This is a genomic window from Solibacillus sp. FSL R7-0668, from assembly GCF_038006205.1.
In the GTDB taxonomy this organism is placed as follows: Bacteria; Bacillota; Bacilli; order Bacillales_A; family Planococcaceae; genus Solibacillus.
The window spans coordinates 22,386-39,402 of the sequence record NZ_JBBOUU010000004.1 but is presented as its reverse complement, the minus strand read 5'-3'; the positions used below and the strand labels follow the sequence as shown (position 1 = coordinate 39,402).

The following is a 17,017-nucleotide window of genomic DNA, read 5'->3' as shown; positions in this document are numbered from 1 at the left end:
TTGTTCTTATAAGACTCAGAATACTAATGAGTCACCAGTATTTCCATGTTTTCGTCTATATCTTCAAGCGGTAGGTTTTGGTCGAAATAATTCTTTTTAGCATTTTTCTTTTTAACATCGTTAATCTTTACACAATAAAACGCTCTTTCTTCTAAGTCGATTGAATACGCAAATAAACGTTTTTCTTTTGCTCCTTTATCCGTTAAATAAAGTCCCATTAACATCCATTCGATTTTTTCCTTTAAGGTTTCAGACATTGGTCTCACTCCTTTCCTACGCAATTTGTTCATTGTGTTTAATAGACCTAAGCTCGTACATCCAAGCGCATTGCTTTTATTAATCGTTTTGATATACCGTTGGCATAGGCATCCATGCCAATACCTCACTTACATCAGGTAACAAGATATTGCCAATCTCTCCAAAATGAAATGCATATCCCTCGGCATAAGGCATTTGTATATAATAAACAGGGTATCTTAATTCTAAACGACCTCTAATATGATCTTGTACCGTGCATATAATACATTCCCCGAGCGGTGGTGATTTTTCATTTATCGGTGTCCAATCATTCATTTTTATTCTTCCTTTCTACGTATAATTGTTCTTATAAGACTCAGAATACTAATGAGTCACCAGTATTTCCATGTTTTCGTCTATATCTTCAAGCGGTAGGTTTTGGTCGAAATAATTCTTTTTAGCATTTTTCTTTTTAACATCGTTAATCTTTACACAATAAAACGCTCTTTCTTCTAAGTCGATTGAATACGCAAATAAACGTTTTTCTTTTGCTCCTTTATCCGTTAAATAAAGTCCCATTAACATCCATTCGATTTTTTCCTTTAAGGTTTCAGACATTGGTCTCACTCCTTTCCTACGCAATTTGTTCATTGTGTTTAATAGACCTAAGCTCGTACATCCAAGCGCATTGCTTTTATTAATCGTTTTGATATACCGTTGGCATAGGCATCCATGCCAATACCTCACTTACATCAGGTAACAAGATATTGCCAATCTCTCCAAAATGAAATGCATATCCCTCGGCATAAGGCATTTGTATATAATAAACAGGGTATCTTAATTCTAAACGACCTCTAATATGATCTTGTACCGTGCATATAATACATTCCCCGAGCGGTGGTGATTTTTCATTTATCGGTGTCCAATCATTCATTTTTATTCTTCCTTTCTACGTATAATTGTTCAAATGCTTAAATAACATCCCCTGAATCAACCGCCATAATATTAGCTTCCAAATCCTCATCGGTAGCTTGCTCTAGCACCCAAATTGGTTCTTCCCCCATTGTTAAATTTGCCGCTTTATCATAACCAAATAGGCTGTTTAACACTTCAAATCCCGGTTCCTTGATTGCCATTACTACATAGCCTAGCTCTTGTTTAAATGCGGTAATATAAGTAACGCGTACTAGCACCGATTTCCCTGTATACCCATCAATACCAAACTCTTTTAAATGCAACAGATCCCCTGTTTGATACCCTCGGTCGTCTTTTCTGATTTCAAAAGTTTTTTCTCCAGCGAATACTTGCTCGAAATACTCAGGCAAAATTTTCAACTCATGCACCTTCAATTTACTTGCTCCCTTCATCATCTGAATTGTTCAAATACGAACAATGATATGGATCCGCATAAAGTTTTCAGGATCCATACACGAACATTGTTCTTACGAAATAACTCGATCCAAAATATAGACAAAGTAATCAATTAATCTACTAATCATTTTCTTAATAGCAAACACGCTCCAGTTAAATTACATACTCACTCACGGACTTATCGCTCACCATCGGCTTACCTCCAGTGATGAAAATGGTTGTGAAATGCGGAATACAACCATCCTTACATCCATCATCGGCGTACCTTACTTACTGTAATGTTAATTCGCAAACCTTATTGCTAACCGCACAGTGCGCTAACCTTAACCTCTGCCCTCGGCTGCATTGCATAAAATTTACGAACCACCAGTTCCACTATCTGCGCATCATCTACCCAAATAATCTTAGACATGCCATCTTTAATGCCCTTAACTAAATTATCTGTATCCGGCTTCGTGGTTGGTCGTAACTCACCTGATGCAATAAGCGCCTGTTTTGGCTTTGTGTGGTACTTTTTCGGTGGCATGAGATAAACATCAACTTCCAACTTTAACGCACCCTGTAGTGGCTCCTGCGGCTTATTCTGCCATGCTACGAGCTTGACTAACTCTTTATAATTACGAGACTTGGGGGCGTCATGTGTAGTTACCCCGTAACCTGTACGACTAAAGCGTGGTCGTTCTTGTGGCTGTGTTGCGCCTGGTATTGTAAATTGAATCATTGCCCTATCTCTCCTAACTTACTGGGGTTAACTCCGATGATTGACCAAGCCAAGTTTTTAGCCTCTGCTCTATATCCGACCGTTCAATCATTTCTCCTAAGTTATATTTAACCTTTATTTTTTCTGTCTCGAACCTCACCAATTGCAACACGTTTAAAATTTTAAAGTTCACCGTGTCGTAATAAAGTGGGAAAGACTTGGAATTTAAAAAGAATTTCTTTTCTCCTTGGTGATTTATTACCAGCTCAATTGCTAATTCATGAAAATGCAAAACCCTCACGTTTTTAAATGTCGTGCAGTTATCTGCATACGGCTTAAATAACAATTCATCCTTTTGCTTAGTTTTAGCTTTCAATCGTTTCGCCCCTTTTCTTAGCTAACCCAGCAGCTACTAAATTTTGAAGATAGCGCAATTGCTGGGCTGCGTAATGCGCATCGGTGCAGCCTAGCAATCTCGTATGCACGTCCAGTAATGCTTCAAAGGGAAATACATACGCGCTAACTAATTCACTAATTGCTTGGTCTACCTGTTGCTTTGTCACGCTACTTTCACCGCCGAATTATCGGCTGCTGTATATTCAATCTCAAATTGAAGCCCCTCTGTAAGCTTTGTGCGGTTGTTAATCGCGTCAGCCATTGCCTCACCGTCATAGCAAACCGTTTTAAACTGACGTACTCCGTCAACTAGCCAAAAAATGCGGCAATATTCGACCATGCGGAATCCTACATAAGAGACGCCGTTACCTGCAATGTACATGTCGTTAATTGGCATCTTGATCATCCTCCAATGCTTTACGAGAACTTATAATTACTTGTTCCGCAAAAGCTTCTATTTCCGCCTGTGATTTAAAGGCTGGTATATATGCGATTTTTTCAAGTGCTGTCTGTAAACGGTCAATTTCTGCTAATGCTCTAAAAATACTGGTGTTGTTCATTTGCTCAAGTTCGAAACGCGCTTTTACCTCAGCCAATTCGACCTTATCCAGTTTCTCCTGTGAATCCTTATATAGATCATGAGCTCGGTGCATGCCTCGTTCGCAAATTTCGTAGGATTCTTTATACCGGTCAACAGCCTTGCTTTTCGCGTCAATAATGCAATCAATTGCTTCAGCAAGCTTTGGCTCGACTGACTGTATGCCGTTGTTATAAACCGTGTAGGCTTCTGTAATTTTCATGTGTTTCCTCCATTCCGACCATTCTGCTGAAGCCAACAAAATGGTCTTGTATTTATTTCAACCGATAATTCAAACCAAGATCCTTATCCACCTGAATAAAATGCTTTTTGCACATTTTGTAGATGCGTGTGCCCAATGCTTCGTCTAAGTTGATAATTTCGTCAAAAGAGAGCTCGCTGCTGATAAAAATCGGCTTGTGATTTATTTGACGGTAATTAATCACGGCATAGAGCTGTTTTAGCTCCCATTCACTCGCCTGCGGAACTCGTATTCTAGCGCCGTCTTTACCAGGCTTGGAAACGGGCTTAAATAAATCGTCAATGAACAAAATATCAACCTGCTTCATGCGAATGATTTTAGCCTCAAGCTTTTCAAAGTCGTCCCGTAAATCGTTAAATCCTTCAACGTACGGGAAATACAGCACGGATTTTAATTTATTGCTCATCATGTTATTGGATAATGCGGTTAGCAAATGCGTCTTGCCTACGCCCGGTTGTCCAAGAAAAGCGATGCTGTTATGCTCTGTTTTTTCTAGCTGGTCAAAATTTTTGTAATACTCGACCGCTAAGTGCTGCATGTCATGCGCAATCGGCGGTACATCATCTAAGCGGAAATTGCCGAAAGTCATTGCTCGAAACTCAGGTGTAATTTCACTGGCTCTTAAAAGCTTTTGAGCGATTTGCTGTTTCGTGCAATCACAATCAACCCACACTTGATAGGTTTTACCTTGCGTAATGCCCGGTTCATCATCCACCTTGTCAATAATTAAGCCGCCAACATCTTTGCATTTTTGGCACTTATAGTTATTCGAGGCTGCTTCTTTTTGTAATGATGCTTGGTACTGGGCTTGAGCTCGGGCCATTATGTCCTGCATGATGTCCTGTATGGATTCCATTGGCTTGTGCCTCCTTTGCTAGTAGCTGCTGAATATTAATAATCCCATCGGCTCGCCACGTTTTTAAAATGCCGTTGATATAAGGTAAAGCAGGTTTGCCACGTTCTACGGCTATGTCCATTGCTTTAATAATTAAGTCGGACTGATAACCATCGTCCATCCAGTCGCTAATGGCTTTTGTCTGTACATAAGCAGCTTGTTGATAAATGACGTGAGTTTCAAAATGATTTTTGACTTTTAGAAATTCACGGTCGATTAAGGAAGAGGGAGGAAGGGGCTTGTCCCCTTCTTTCTTTCTCTTATTCTTTGTATTATTAGTTGTATTATTAATAACTGTATTATTATCCTCGGCGTTTTCGCCTATAGGGGTATCGTTGTTTTCACCTATACCCCTAGTTGTTTTCACCGATAGGGTATCGGCGTTTTCGCCTATAGGGTACGGTTGCCTATTTAAACGAATTACACGTTTATCAATCTGCTTTGTGCCCTCTTTGTAAAAAACCTGAACGGTGATATAGCCCTTCTTTTTTAAAGAAGAAACCATTTTTGAAATACGGTCCTTAGATAGTCCGAAAAAGTTTGCTAAATATTCATTGGAGGCGAAGCAACCTTGTTCGCCGTCCAAACTATCAATTTCCACTAATAACAGCTTTTCCGACCACCCAAGGTCTTTTGCTAACCAAATTTCTTTGGAGATCCACACACCTTTAAAGGCTCTGTTGTTTTGTTCAGCCATTACCCTAGCCCTCCTGTTAAAAATCTCGAAAACCACTTTTGTAACGAATTAAATTGCCCTCATTTTTCTCGCCACTTGGTAAGCGGATGAATTTTTGCTTTTTATATTCCTGCTCCCCCAGCTCTTTAATAAGCTGCTGGCGGTCATACTTAATTTTGGTTATTAAAATATCAACCTCTGCAAAAGGAGCGAAATAACATTGCGTGCCATGCCTTGTAATCTCAATTCTGCGCCTCTCGCCTTTGATAAGGTTGTACAAATGAAACCTTTTAGAATGGCGGTCGCTTATGCGCAAAACACCTAGTAAGCTATTTTCCAGCGTCAGATAAGCGCTGTCTGTGGTTTTGGAATAGCGATGATGCACCTCAAAACCTGCTGCTTTTAATTGTGCGCTGATGTATTTTGCTGCTCGACGGTGGTCTTTTTCCATGCCGTCACCTAATCTAGTAAATACTCAATCTCAAACGTGCCCGATAATTTTTTTGTCCCTCGACAATAAGCGCACTTATCGCAACGATGGGGTTTTTTCTCACCCTGCTTTGCCTGTATGATGCTCGGCAATAAAGTCTGGACATAATCCTCTTCAAAGCTGTAACGCGCTGTATCGATGTGTAAAACGGCTTTATCGGGTGGTGACTCTTTTGTGACTGCTACAATGTACGGATCATAATAACGTCCGGTGTTTTGATAAATGATTTCGCGATAAACGTACATTTGAAGCACGTAATCATAAGCCTGTACAAATGAAACCCAGCCGTTATATTTTTCGCTCCAGTAGCGTTTGCCCAGCTCCTGGGTGCTTTTTAAGTCGGTGAATGTGCCCCTCTGATGGTTGATGCTATCAATCTTGATTTTCCAAGGAGCGCCGAATAACTCGCCTGTCATGATAATTTCTTTATCGCCTTCGAGCGCGAACATACAGAACGGGTCGTTTTTAACGGTCTCAATCATTTCATCTGCTTGTGCAAAAGGTGCGTACATATTACCTCGTGTATTGACGATGCTGTCGCGTTCCTTTTCAAAAAAATCCGCAAAAGCTTGCTCGCTCTCCAGTGCTGCGTGCAGGTAAGAACCGACCATCAAAGCCTGAGAAGGAGGACGAGTAAACTCGCCCTTTAATTCTGCAATCATGGCTGCTTCGCATTGCACAGCGCTCTTAAACTGGGAAACGCTCATATAATGCTGGTTAGCTTCTTTTGAGTGGTAGTTTTCACTCGTTAACTGAAACGTCTGCTGCATCTGGCTTCACCTCTGTTTTTGCCTCTTCTTTGAATGCGTCACCTAAGCCACTTTTTTGCTCTTTGGTATCCGATTTTTTGAACCAATCCTCAACTGAGCTCATGCCGTCTTTTAAGCTATTGGCGATATTTAAAAGGTCAATATAATCATGCTCGGTAAAAGAATCTGCATTATAGCCAAAACGTTCCTCGACCATTTCTTGCGTCACACGGTAGTGCCCCTTAAATCCTTCAAGCATTTTTGCCACACGGTCTTTTAATGGGCCTTTGCTATTGCCTGCAAGCGTGTTCGTGCATTGTTGTAAAGCCTTGTCCACAATGTCCCCTGGGATAACCCCAAGAATGCAAGCGCGTAATCGGCGAGCGCCATCATTAGCTACTTTCTCGTAAATATCACGCGGATCCGTTAACTGCTTAATTTTGCCGCCTTTTAATCCGATGGCATGTTTTACTGTAAATACTTTTTCTTGACGCACATTTGTCTCTAAGTCCCAACAAAATGCCTTTGCTACCGACTCGCCGTGACGCTGCTCAAGCTCCTGAATACCATAGGACAAGTTGCCCCAATTTTGTGCAATTGCCTCTGCTAAGCGGATAGATGGACCTGTAACGTTTGTGTCACCTTTTGGATAGCGGTAAATTGCTACCTGTGCAAGTGCCGGACGTTTGCAAGTGTCCAGTACACGTTGCTCAGCCTGGAATACGTTGCGTGGGAACTGCTTCGCCATGAAAATTTGACCTTTCACCTCCTCCATTTCGCGAGAAGCGCTAGCGTGTGCTAGTGCTCCCCCATGAAATTGCGGTTGTGCCATTTGCGGGCTATTAAATTGCTCTGTTAGATTACTCATTTGATAAATGCCTCCTAATGCGCTACAATGGCGCTAACATATTTTTTGTTTGAGGACCACTCTGCCAAGTGGCCTTTTTTTACATAATGACCGGGTAATTATTGTGGTATGCCTCGATTAGTTTAATGAGCTGCTCATAACATTCGACATCTAAGCGGTAATCATCTAAATACTCGCGCACTTCCTCGATATGCACATAAATTACACCGTCTGCTACATCAAAAATGTAATACTCTTCACCTTTGAATACTTCGCGACCTTTCCAGTCAACTCTTACTGGCTCTGGCGCATCATACACACCCACAAACGTTTTACCGACGCCACTGTACGTAGTATTTTCGACTTCGAACATTACGCAGCACCTGCATTCTCTTTGAAATGTACGAGAGCAAAAACTCTAATTCCATCAATCTCAACTGCCAACTCTGTTGGGTAATCAATCGAATTGCGGTTGATTATTTTTACAGAACTACCAAACTTTCGCATTTCCGCCACGTCTGACAAATGGATTGTCGAGGCTGAGAAATCACTAGTTTCCGTTTGGATAACCGATTCTAGTTGATACTGCTCAATGATTGCGATGATAGCTTTTAATTTTTCTGCTACGGACATAAAATCACTCCTCATTTTTTGTATGGGACAAATCCCATCAAGCAACTTAAAAGATTAGGAGACGGCGAATGGCTGCGCCCTTTTAAGCTGCTTGACGAGAGCGAGCGCTGGGCTCGCACTGTCTAAAAATATTTAAATGTGAACAACCATTGGAACTGTGATAATCTTTAAATTTTCCAAGGGATTTCTAACCCGTTTCTTACCGAATGGCGTACTAACATCAACCCATGATTTATCCTTTGCAACGCGATTGACAACAGATGTATTAGTTGGTGTAGGTTCGTTTTCCCAATCCACCTTAAATTGAACAACTGCACCCTTTTTCAGCTCAATTACTGATGGAGTTTGCTTCGCTGGCTCGTGCTCTTCCCATGCGATTGGCATAAATAAAGAACCTACTTGTAAGTTCTCCTTTACGAAAATTGTTGCGCCTTGCCCCAATGTTCCGAATAAGCCATATGACTTCCAATCGCATTTTTCACTGCTTGCTCCATCACTGAAATGTACACCGCTATTGCATTCATAAGGATCTGTTGAAACCCCATTACAATGTGGGCAACGGAAACCTTTATCACCTACGCTAATTTTCAAATCTTTGATAGTATCAAAAATTCTTACATTATCGTCTTTAATTTCAGGTTGGTTACAATCTTGGTAATAATTCATGTACCAGTAATTGCGCTTTTCTTCCCATGCATTTAATATTTCTGCTGCATCCATACCTGTTTTTTCTGCATAATGATTAGCTCTATCAATAACCCATTTAAATTTGTCGCAATATTTATGAAAGCAACTTTTATAACCTTGTTCGCCATACGTACCGATTGAAGCCCGTTCTAAAGGGCAACCGTTTGGATTAAAGCAACCGCAATGATTCCTTTCGTTGCATTCACTTTCAACAGAAGCTTTTAATTTTTCGTAACCTGGTGAACCTATCATTTTTATCTCCCTTTTCCATCACGATTTATGATATAATCGTGGTAATAGTTAATTTGATCCGCCGTTAATCGTTGCACCGATTAGCGGTTTTTTATTTGCCCTGAACTAAGCAATAAACGCTGCTGTGTCGATAAGCGCGACCAGCGGAATAAAAACTTAAACATATAGACCTCCTTGAGTTAAATGGCGTCTTAATTTTGCTAACGCCGCCCTTTCGATGCGACTGACATGCACTTGAGAAAGGCCCATTCGCTCCCCTACCGCCAATTGAGATAGCGACTCACCACTACCACCTAAACCAAATCGATAAAGGATCACGTCACGTTCGCGCTCATCTAAAACCGTTAGTGCTGCTGTTAAATCCATTTTGATTTGCACCTGGTCCTCGACTAATGCGTCACTCCGTATGCAGTCAATAAGTTCGATATTTTCATCCTCGCTGTATGGCTGATGAAGTGAAGTAGCTGGAATTTGCTTTTTTCTAAAACTTTTAATGATTTCCCCGCGGATGCATGTTGCTGCTAAAGTAGAAAACTTGTATCCTAGGCTTTCGTCGAATCTTTTACTAGCTTTAACAAGACCGATAAAACCGACGCTCGCTAGATCCTCGTGAGTTAAATACTCGTGGTAATATTTATGAGTTAAATGGTGTGATAGTTTAGTGTGACTTAATACAAGCTGCTCCTGCTCCATTGTTAGAGTCATGATTTTGCTCCTTTCTTTTTAAAATGTGCTGGCATATACAACTGCCGCTGCGTAGATCGCTAACCCCATTGCAAGTGCCATTAAAATGATGACGGCTTTGTCTGATGCTGTTGCTACTGCGTCCTCGTCAAAAAAGTAATTGCGTACTTTTCGTATCATCTTGATAACCTCCTATATAAAGAATGAAAAACGTATAAATGCCGGAACTAACGATAAAACCTGTGTCGCCTGTGCAAAAATGTCTGCGCCGAATAAAATGATTGCTGCTTGTGCTTCGCTGTTCGTTACTTGCACCCAGCGCATGAATGTTTCTAAGTCGATGATTTTACGACCTTTTTCATATTTACTGACATGCGATTGAGTCATATTAAGCTTTTGCGCCATCTCTATTTGAGTGAGATTAGCGCCCTCGCGAAAATCTTTTAAATGCTTGGCGAAATCGGGCATGATGTCCACCTCCCCCGATAGTCCAATATGGACTAGTACACTCCCGACTAGTCGCCTGTGGACTTTAGTAACTGAATTTATAAAAAATAGGATATTATTACATTAAGCAAGTTAACTTGCTAGTGAGCCATTGCCCTGGCTCTTCTAAAACCGATTGCCCTCGGTTATTGTGTTAATAATCACCTGATGCGTTGGCAACACTCAACCAGTTGTCAATTGCATCTAGGTCAAAAATTAAAATACGCGGTGACGGGCTGATATACGGGATTTTCTTCTCGCGTTTCAGTCTATAAATTGTCGACTCTGATATTGGCGTGTCGTTCTCCGCAAGGTACTCCGCTAACCTTTTTACTCCTCTAACATTTCTCATACTAATACCTCCAATCTAAGGCGCTAGTGAAGCGCCTTAATTACTCCACTAACTTAAATTGTGCTTGTTTATTAGCTGCTTCAATATCGATTGCAAGTGATGTATCTGGGCGCCACATTGCGATAAATTTCACACCTTCATCAAATTTTGACCTTGGTAACTCCATCGACCGAGGTAAAACAAAGTGCTTTTTAAAGTCACGCCATAATTGCGCGAAAACTTTACGGCTTAATTTTTCATAAGCTAATGATCCGTAACCACCTAACTCCTGTAATACCTTCGCTTTACCTTGCTCTTTTAATGCGTATTCTTGACGCCCGTCAATGCGCATACCATCTTTTAATAAGGTGACATCCTCTTTAATGCCTTTGATTTCTTGGTAGTTTTTGAGTGACGTTTGCAATGCAAGCTCTACAGGGTCTTGCGTTTGTTGTTCAATAATTTTGTAATATTCATCCACTAACATTTCGTAAGCGTCCCAAGCAGCATCTGTATTTAATGATTTCGCGTGGAGCCATGCACCTTTTTCTGTCCAAAGGTATAACATTGGTGCTCTTTTCGACTGTTCAGCAATTTGCGGATAAGTCTTTTTGAATGCTTTCAGTTCTTCACCTTGCAATAAAATGAAATGCTTACCTTCCGTGTAGCGTGTTTTGTTCCTAGAAAAATTTTCCGAAATGCGTTTTTCGTCTGTCCCGTAACATTCGGATAATTGACCAGTCGTCAACACTCGCGCTTGTCGGTATACGATTACTTGTAATTGATTCATGCTAAATCCTCCTATGCCGTTTTGTTTTGTGCACTTTTTGCACAATTTTCTTCAAAAAAAATCGTCCATTCGAATCCACCTAAGTGTTTAGCTAATGCTTGTGCAACTTTTACACTTGGTTTTAAACCATTCTCAATCTTCGTGTAGTAAGAACGTTCAATACCAACTTCTTTTGCCACCTGCATTTGAGACTTACCTAGCTCGATTCGACGTTTTTTTAATGCGTCTGCGAACATATCCCGTAACCTCCTCTTCATTTGATTAACCTTAGTATACAGTGCATTTTTTGCACAGTCAACTATTTTTGTGTATTTTTTGCACAATTATTTTAATGTGCATTTTTTTCACCTATAATTTATATAGAGTAAAAGAAAGGATGTGGTAGTAGATGGTTAAATACGGTGATAGATTACGTTCTTTACGTGAAGGTAAAGGACTTTCGCAAAAAGAACTGGCTGATAAGCTGAATATAAACCGTTCCACTTACGCAAGGTATGAAACATCATCAACTCAACCTGACTATGATATTTTGAATGCTGTAGCTAATTTTTACGACGTGTCAGTTGATTACCTACTGGGAAGGATTAATGAAATTAATAAACCCTTATTATCCGAAAAAGAAGAACGTGATATGGCCAAACGCATGGAAAAGATGAAAAAGGATTTAAAAGAAGGTAATCAAGATGGTGAAGGTTTGAACTTTAGAGGTGAACCTATGAGTGAAGAGGCGATGGAGTCATTATTGGAAGCATTGGAACACGCTGAACGTATAGCGACATTGGCAAATAAAAAATTTGCCCCTAACAAATACAGAGAGAAAAATTAGGGGGTCTGTCTTTTGTGGATCAGGAATCTCGTAAAAGAATTGATAGCAAAACATGGCACAAATAATCCTTACGAAATCGCGCAGGCAAAAAACATTTATGTTTTTGAACACGATATGCACGAAGAAATTTTTGGTTTTTACAAATATATCCGCAGAAATAAATTTATTTATATTAATTCCATTTTAGAAGAACAAGATAAACTTTTTACATGTTGTCATGAATTAGCTCACTCAGAAATGCACTCCAGAATTGACACGCCTTTTTTAAAAAGAAAAACACTGTTTTCGGTGGACAAACTCGAAAACGAAGCCAATCGCTTTGCAATAGAACTATTAATACCCGACGAAAACCTACAAGAATATCTTAACCAGCAGATGACCATGCAAGACATAGCTTTATTACACAACGTACCGCTAGAGTTAGTGGAATTAAAATGTAAGAAGCTTTTTTTATAACCACAAAAAGAACATACGTTTGCGAAAATAATTAATAGGAGTGTTATCTATGGCTAGTTATATTCCGTTAGAACCAACCGTCGATGGAAAACCGCGTATAAAAATAACCGTAGAAAGAGGTTACGATCAGGATACTGGAAGACGGCTGCGGAAATTTAAAACAGTAACTTTAAACTCTTTATCTGAACGTACAATTAAAAAAGCAATCACTGAATTTGAAATTGAAGTATCAAATATGGAAATGAGCAAAAATATCGACTCGATGACATTTAACCATTTCGTCGAAAAGTGGATGGATAACTATGTGAGAGTCGATTTGACGATAAAAACAAGGGATAATTATAATTTCCATTTAAAAAAAGGCATTTTAGATGAGTTGGGCCATTATAAACTTTCGAAAATTAAGACGTTTCATATCGTTGAATGCTTTAAAAAATGGAAAGAATCAAACGGTAACGGTAGTATGAGTATTGGTAAATTTACTGTACTAAAAAGCATATTCGGAAAAGCGATTGAATGGAAGGTGATTAAGGAGAATCCTATGAATGGGGTTAAATCACCTCGCGTTAATAGAAAAGCTAAAGGTTTTTACGATGAAGAACAAATAAAAGTTTTATTTGATAGAATAGAAGATATTAACATTAATCATAAATTGAAAATTAAACTCGCTGTTATGGCTGGGTTACGAATTAGTGAAATTGCAGGCATACGCGTAGAATGTATAGATTTTGATAAAAATACAATTATAATAGATAGAGCTTTGTATTTTGATGAAGAGAAAAAACAATTGTACCTTGGGTTAACGAAGAATAAAAAGGCGCGTACTGTTACCTTGCCAGTCCCTTTTATGGACGAGTTAAAACTATATATAGAAGAGCGCGAAGATACGAAGTCGAAAGTGGGGAATCTTTGGAAACCTATGTTAGACGAGCGCCAACAAGCTATTAATCTTTTGTTTACAAATGATTTCGGTTATCCTCATCACCCACGTTCAATGTCTACTGCTTGGAATAGGATTATCGAAAAGAAAAAACTGCCTAAAATCACTTTTCATGATTTGCGTCATAGTTACGCTAGTTTTATGGTTAGTAAAGGGGTTAACTTTAAAATCATTCAAGAGCAGCTAGGGCACTCTGATATTAAAATTACTCTTAACGTTTATAGCCATTTAACGGATCGAGATAAGCAAAAAGCGAGTGATTTATTCGACGATTTTTATTGATTGGTCGCTTTTTGGTCACTTTGGTTAAAGTAGGGTCTCGCGAGTGCTGGTGTTTAAGCACTCTAGCCGACATGATACACTATTATCTAAATAGATTATGTTGTCTGTCACTTAATATCTCACACTTTCATTTCGTTGATTTGACGGTATTTATCATAACCCAAACTGTAGTAATTGACCACAAACTTTACCTTAGATTATTACGCAGTCGCTTTTCGGTCGCCAAACGGTCGCTTTTTATATCACTAAAACAAAAAACCTTCTATTATTCAGTAGAAGGTTTTTTGTTTATTTATTTCTCACACGCCCAGCCGTCTCCATCTCGGTCCATTTTAGACTGATAAGCAGGATGACTAGATGAAACACCGTCCGGATAATCTACGCGCAACTCTGTACAATTTTTATACGCTTTACTTGGTTGCGTAGGAGTTGTCGGTGGTTCCGGCTCTGGTTTAGGTTCTGGCTTTGGCTCAGGTTCGGGAGTTGGTTCTGGTTTTGTGTCCGGCTTGTCAATATCGCCAGGTACTTCAAATTCTTTGCCGTCTAATTTGTAGCCGTTACAATCCATAGTAGCTACAATTGTACCGTCCTGTGCTGTAGAATACGCTTTTGCACCAATCGTTTTAATATTTGCTAATACTTCTTGGTGCGGATGACCATAGCTATTACCTTTACCATAACTTAAAATAACCGCAGCTGGATCAACTGTTTTTAAAAATCCTAATGAGCTACTTGTATTAGATCCGTGGTGGCCAGCTTTTAAAATCTCAACTGGAGTCACTTTTTTAGTTGCAACTAGATTTGATTCAACTTTTGTACTTGCGTCACCCATTAGTAAAACATCTTGTGCACAATATCCAGCGGCAATAACAATACTTGCGTCATTGTTTTCAACAGCATCCTCGTCTGCATGGATTACTTTTAAATAAGATTTTAATGTACTGTCTTGAGCTAAAGTTTGGCCTGGTGTAGGCACGATGTACTTACTACCCTCTTTTTGTACAGCTAGTAACATATTTTCATACGTTTGTGATGTGTGGACTTTGCCTGAGTCTACAAATGTAGTAACCTCAAACGCATTAAGTACATCAACCATTCCGCCAATGTGATCCGCATCTGGATGTGTTGCAATTACATAGTCTAATTTTTTAATGCCTAGCGATTTTAGATAAGCTACTACTGTTTCTCCATCGCCATCTGTACCCGCATCAACTAGTGCTGTTTTGCCATCTGCTAGTTGTAGGAATGTAGCATCACCTTGGCCAACATCAATAAAGTGGACTTTCATGTTATTTTTCGTTGCTGTTGTTGGTGGTTTTGGTGATGCGTTATCACCTGTAGCAATTTTAACTGTCTTTGTAGTTGGTACCCATTCGACTTTAGCGCCTAATGACTCACTGATAAAACGTAAAGGTACCAATGTGCTGCCGTTAACTACTTGCGCTGGTACGGCTATACTAACGTTACTACCATTAACTTTTGTTGTTGTTGAGCCGATTTTTAACCAAACTTTTGTGCCGCCCTTTGTTGCATCGATTGTTTTTGTTGATGCATTCCATGTCACTTGAGCGCCAAGGCCTTCAAAGATTCCGCGTAACGGTACTAATGTGGCGCCATTTTTAATCATAGCTTTGTTGCTGTACGATTGTTTAGCGTCGTTTAAATAAATCGAGATGTTTGTAGCTGCACTTGCACTGTCAATTTTCGCGAATGCTAACGTCGAAAAAATTAGGATTGCAGCTGCGAATGTTTTTATAAATTTCATCTGTTGTTTAACCTCCTAGTAAAATTGTATTACATATTAATTATGTATTCAGATGTATGATAATTCAAGGGTAAAAAAAGACCCTCCACTTTATTTCGTTGTGGAGAGCTTTAGTTGTTTGCTTATTTACTGAGCATGGAATCGCTTGAATGCGTTTTGTTTACGTGCGTCACTTACCTGTGCGTACCTCGCTGTCGTATCTGCATTTTCATGACCCATCAACGCTTGGAGATCCGCCAACTCCATCCCGTTATCCAAACTCAACTGAGCAAATGTGTGACGCATTATATGCGGGTGAAGTGGCTTATCAATGCTAGAAGCTTCGCGAATCTTTTTTACTTGGTACTGTATACCCTCATTTGTTAACCTGCGGATTGGGCGCCTCTCACTCGCAATTAAAGCAGGGCAATCATCTGTACGTTCCTTCAAATATTTTTTTAAATAATATTTAGCTTTTTCGCTCAAATAAACACGACGTTCTTTGCTCCCTTTACCAAACACAATAGCGCTGGACGATTGCCAATCGATATCATCAACATCCAGCTTACGAAGTTCATCAAGTCTACAACCTGTGCTATAAAATACTTCAATTAACGCTCGTTGACGTGCATTTTTACACGCTGCACGGACCTTTTCTAACTCAATTATAGTAAGACCCTCCCGTACTTTCTTTTCAGTTTTAGGGCGTTTGATTTTCAAACATGGGTTTTTAAGAAGTTCTTCCTCTTTCACTAACCATCCATAAAAGCTCGATAGTATGTCCATCTTTGTTACAATCGTGCTCGATTTTAAATGGCTGTGAGCCGATAAGTAAGCTCTTATATCAGCTGTCGTAGCCTGTAACAAGTTTTTATTCAAATAATTTTTAAAACGATCCAGCTCATATCGATAATTTTTAAGTGTATGGGCTGAATAATTTTCAATTTGCAATGAGCTTATAAACATGTGTACGTAGTCTGTATTATCGTTTTTAATCATTTCACTGTCTTTTGCTTCGATTTTGTAATTCGATAATAAGTCGTCTAAATAAAGTGCTAATTTAATTGGGTCATATTCAGCAGCTGCAACCATTTTTACAGTTGTTTCAATTTCATTTATTAAATGTAATTTACTCATGTTTTTCACTCCTATTCAATTTATTTGAATACCCTTTGCAATTCACTCAGATGATAAGCCTTTTCAACAGCTAATAACAGCTCACAATATTTCATGATACGAGCTAGACGCCTTGTGTGCTTATGAGCATCTGTGACCCGATTCAGTTGCTTCATTTTGATTCGAATGTACTCATTGCGTCGTTGAGTAGATTTCATGGAATTCTCCTTTCTGTATTTAAAAACTCAATCGCCGGCACTAAACTGGTTTAATACCAGCTGTTCAGTTTTTAAAGTTTGTATAAAGTTTTTTCTTTTAAGAATGTTTCAAGTTGTAAAGGTGTTAATTGGTGAATTCCCCAGTCAGGAAGGTCGTTGAAAGCACATGGGTATTCTTTATTATTGAAACGATCATTTAAGTTTCTTGCTTCTTCTTCGCTATCCACATATAGTACTCTGTCACCTTGTAAAAACATGCCACCCATTTCAATTCCATACTCTTCATCGATGTAAAATTTAATCATTTTTATTTCCTCCAATTAAATAATTTATTTGTTAAATTAATAATATATCTTTTATATAGATATGTCA

General features: G+C 39.1%; 30 protein-coding genes. 3 read left to right on the top strand and 27 right to left on the bottom strand.

The window, feature by feature from the left end; all coding sequences use genetic code 11:
* Positions 1-23: 23 nt before the first annotated feature.
* The 24 genes from MKX47_RS21290 to MKX47_RS21175 all read right to left on the bottom strand — a co-directional run bounded on the left by MKX47_RS21290 (position 24) and on the right by MKX47_RS21175 (position 11,299).
* On the bottom strand, positions 24-257 hold the full coding sequence (locus tag MKX47_RS21290) for a hypothetical protein (protein ID WP_340778476.1): 234 nt from the start codon (positions 255-257) through the stop codon (positions 24-26).
* A gap of 79 nt (positions 258-336) precedes the next feature.
* Complete coding sequence (locus MKX47_RS21285; RefSeq protein WP_340774582.1) at positions 337-573, bottom strand: hypothetical protein; 237 nt, start codon at positions 571-573, stop codon at positions 337-339.
* Positions 574-621: 48 nt separating this feature from the next.
* Positions 622-855 carry a hypothetical protein gene (locus MKX47_RS21280; RefSeq protein ID WP_340778476.1) on the bottom strand — a complete coding sequence of 78 codons (234 nt, stop codon included), beginning with the start codon at positions 853-855 and terminating at the stop codon, positions 622-624.
* Between the two features lie 79 nt (positions 856-934).
* On the bottom strand, positions 935-1,171 hold the full coding sequence (locus tag MKX47_RS21275) for a hypothetical protein (protein ID WP_340774582.1): 237 nt from the start codon (positions 1,169-1,171) through the stop codon (positions 935-937).
* A 37-nt stretch (positions 1,172-1,208) separates the two neighbouring features.
* Positions 1,209-1,580, bottom strand: a complete 372-nt coding sequence (locus tag MKX47_RS21270; protein ID WP_340778479.1) for a DUF3850 domain-containing protein — start codon at positions 1,578-1,580, stop codon at positions 1,209-1,211.
* A gap of 329 nt (positions 1,581-1,909) precedes the next feature.
* Positions 1,910-2,329, bottom strand: a complete 420-nt coding sequence (locus MKX47_RS21265) for a RusA family crossover junction endodeoxyribonuclease (RefSeq protein ID WP_340778474.1) — start codon at positions 2,327-2,329, stop codon at positions 1,910-1,912.
* A 13-nt stretch (positions 2,330-2,342) separates the two neighbouring features.
* Complete coding sequence (locus tag MKX47_RS21260) at positions 2,343-2,684, bottom strand: hypothetical protein (protein WP_340778472.1); 342 nt, start codon at positions 2,682-2,684, stop codon at positions 2,343-2,345.
* Entirely contained in the window at positions 2,674-2,871 is a 198-nt protein-coding gene (locus tag MKX47_RS21255; protein WP_340778470.1) for a DUF6877 family protein, read from the bottom strand. Before MKX47_RS21255 ends, MKX47_RS21260 begins: the two co-directional genes overlap by 11 nt.
* Positions 2,868-3,101, bottom strand: a complete 234-nt coding sequence (locus tag MKX47_RS21250; RefSeq protein WP_340778467.1) for a hypothetical protein — start codon at positions 3,099-3,101, stop codon at positions 2,868-2,870. Before MKX47_RS21250 ends, MKX47_RS21255 begins: the two co-directional genes overlap by 4 nt.
* Positions 3,091-3,504, bottom strand: coding sequence for a hypothetical protein (locus MKX47_RS21245; protein WP_340778465.1), 414 nt, complete (start codon positions 3,502-3,504; stop codon positions 3,091-3,093). The genes MKX47_RS21250 and MKX47_RS21245 overlap by 11 nt, the downstream gene beginning before the upstream one ends.
* Before the next feature lie 52 nt (positions 3,505-3,556).
* Complete coding sequence (locus MKX47_RS21240) at positions 3,557-4,399, bottom strand: DnaA ATPase domain-containing protein (protein ID WP_340778463.1); 843 nt, start codon at positions 4,397-4,399, stop codon at positions 3,557-3,559.
* Positions 4,308-5,135, bottom strand: a complete 828-nt coding sequence (locus MKX47_RS21235; protein ID WP_340778461.1) for a DnaD domain protein — start codon at positions 5,133-5,135, stop codon at positions 4,308-4,310. The genes MKX47_RS21240 and MKX47_RS21235 overlap by 92 nt, the downstream gene beginning before the upstream one ends.
* Before the next feature lie 16 nt (positions 5,136-5,151).
* Complete coding sequence (locus MKX47_RS21230) at positions 5,152-5,565, bottom strand: hypothetical protein (protein WP_340778458.1); 414 nt, start codon at positions 5,563-5,565, stop codon at positions 5,152-5,154.
* 8 nt (positions 5,566-5,573) lie between these two features.
* On the bottom strand, positions 5,574-6,374 hold the full coding sequence (locus tag MKX47_RS21225; RefSeq protein ID WP_340778456.1) for a PD-(D/E)XK nuclease-like domain-containing protein: 801 nt from the start codon (positions 6,372-6,374) through the stop codon (positions 5,574-5,576).
* Entirely contained in the window at positions 6,346-7,221 is an 876-nt protein-coding gene (locus tag MKX47_RS21220) for a hypothetical protein (RefSeq protein WP_340778453.1), read from the bottom strand. Before MKX47_RS21220 ends, MKX47_RS21225 begins: the two co-directional genes overlap by 29 nt.
* A 79-nt stretch (positions 7,222-7,300) precedes the next feature.
* Positions 7,301-7,573 (bottom strand): hypothetical protein, encoded by a 273-nt coding sequence (locus MKX47_RS21215; RefSeq protein WP_340778449.1) that lies wholly within the window; start codon positions 7,571-7,573, stop codon positions 7,301-7,303.
* Entirely contained in the window at positions 7,573-7,833 is a 261-nt protein-coding gene (locus tag MKX47_RS21210) for a hypothetical protein (RefSeq protein WP_340778446.1), read from the bottom strand. The genes MKX47_RS21215 and MKX47_RS21210 overlap by 1 nt, the downstream gene beginning before the upstream one ends.
* Positions 7,834-7,965: 132 nt before the next feature.
* Positions 7,966-8,772: a hypothetical protein gene (locus MKX47_RS21205; RefSeq protein WP_340778444.1), complete on the bottom strand. Its 807-nt coding sequence runs from the start codon at positions 8,770-8,772 to the stop codon at positions 7,966-7,968.
* Positions 8,773-8,928: 156 nt separating this feature from the next.
* Positions 8,929-9,477 carry a sigma-70 family RNA polymerase sigma factor gene (locus MKX47_RS21200; protein ID WP_340778442.1) on the bottom strand — a complete coding sequence of 183 codons (549 nt, stop codon included), beginning with the start codon at positions 9,475-9,477 and terminating at the stop codon, positions 8,929-8,931.
* Positions 9,478-9,495: 18 nt separating this feature from the next.
* A complete protein-coding gene (locus MKX47_RS21195; RefSeq protein ID WP_340778440.1) occupies positions 9,496-9,636 on the bottom strand; it encodes a hypothetical protein in 141 nt (46 codons plus the stop codon).
* 12 nt (positions 9,637-9,648) lie between these two features.
* Entirely contained in the window at positions 9,649-9,924 is a 276-nt protein-coding gene (locus tag MKX47_RS21190) for a helix-turn-helix domain-containing protein (protein ID WP_340778438.1), read from the bottom strand.
* A 172-nt stretch (positions 9,925-10,096) separates the two neighbouring features.
* Positions 10,097-10,294 (bottom strand): helix-turn-helix transcriptional regulator, encoded by a 198-nt coding sequence (locus MKX47_RS21185; RefSeq protein ID WP_340778436.1) that lies wholly within the window; start codon positions 10,292-10,294, stop codon positions 10,097-10,099.
* A gap of 40 nt (positions 10,295-10,334) precedes the next feature.
* Positions 10,335-11,063, bottom strand: a complete 729-nt coding sequence (locus MKX47_RS21180) for an ORF6C domain-containing protein (RefSeq protein WP_340778434.1) — start codon at positions 11,061-11,063, stop codon at positions 10,335-10,337.
* Positions 11,064-11,074: 11 nt separating this feature from the next.
* A complete protein-coding gene (locus tag MKX47_RS21175; protein WP_340778433.1) occupies positions 11,075-11,299 on the bottom strand; it encodes a helix-turn-helix transcriptional regulator in 225 nt (74 codons plus the stop codon).
* A gap of 152 nt (positions 11,300-11,451) precedes the next feature.
* On the opposite strand from MKX47_RS21175, the gene MKX47_RS21170 reads away from it, so the two are divergent.
* The 3 genes from MKX47_RS21170 to MKX47_RS21160 are packed head-to-tail and all read left to right on the top strand — an operon-like array spanning position 11,452 to position 13,567.
* Positions 11,452-11,889, top strand: coding sequence for a helix-turn-helix domain-containing protein (locus MKX47_RS21170; protein WP_340778431.1), 438 nt, complete (start codon positions 11,452-11,454; stop codon positions 11,887-11,889).
* A 12-nt stretch (positions 11,890-11,901) separates the two neighbouring features.
* On the top strand, positions 11,902-12,345 hold the full coding sequence (locus tag MKX47_RS21165) for an ImmA/IrrE family metallo-endopeptidase (RefSeq protein ID WP_340778429.1): 444 nt from the start codon (positions 11,902-11,904) through the stop codon (positions 12,343-12,345).
* Between the two features lie 49 nt (positions 12,346-12,394).
* Positions 12,395-13,567: a tyrosine-type recombinase/integrase gene (locus tag MKX47_RS21160; RefSeq protein WP_340778427.1), complete on the top strand. Its 1,173-nt coding sequence runs from the start codon at positions 12,395-12,397 to the stop codon at positions 13,565-13,567.
* 292 nt (positions 13,568-13,859) lie between these two features.
* Here MKX47_RS21160 and MKX47_RS21155 read toward each other — a convergent pair whose 3' ends face one another.
* The 3 genes from MKX47_RS21155 to MKX47_RS21145 all read right to left on the bottom strand — a co-directional run bounded on the left by MKX47_RS21155 (position 13,860) and on the right by MKX47_RS21145 (position 16,950).
* Positions 13,860-15,332 carry a stalk domain-containing protein gene (locus MKX47_RS21155; protein ID WP_340778425.1) on the bottom strand — a complete coding sequence of 491 codons (1,473 nt, stop codon included), beginning with the start codon at positions 15,330-15,332 and terminating at the stop codon, positions 13,860-13,862.
* Positions 15,333-15,458: 126 nt separating this feature from the next.
* Positions 15,459-16,448 carry a tyrosine-type recombinase/integrase gene (locus tag MKX47_RS21150; protein WP_340778423.1) on the bottom strand — a complete coding sequence of 330 codons (990 nt, stop codon included), beginning with the start codon at positions 16,446-16,448 and terminating at the stop codon, positions 15,459-15,461.
* Positions 16,449-16,716: 268 nt separating this feature from the next.
* The gene (locus MKX47_RS21145) at positions 16,717-16,950 is read right to left on the bottom strand and encodes a hypothetical protein (protein WP_340774492.1); all 234 of its coding nucleotides are present in this window, start codon (positions 16,948-16,950) and stop codon (positions 16,717-16,719) included.
* Positions 16,951-17,017: the final 67 nt, after the last annotated feature.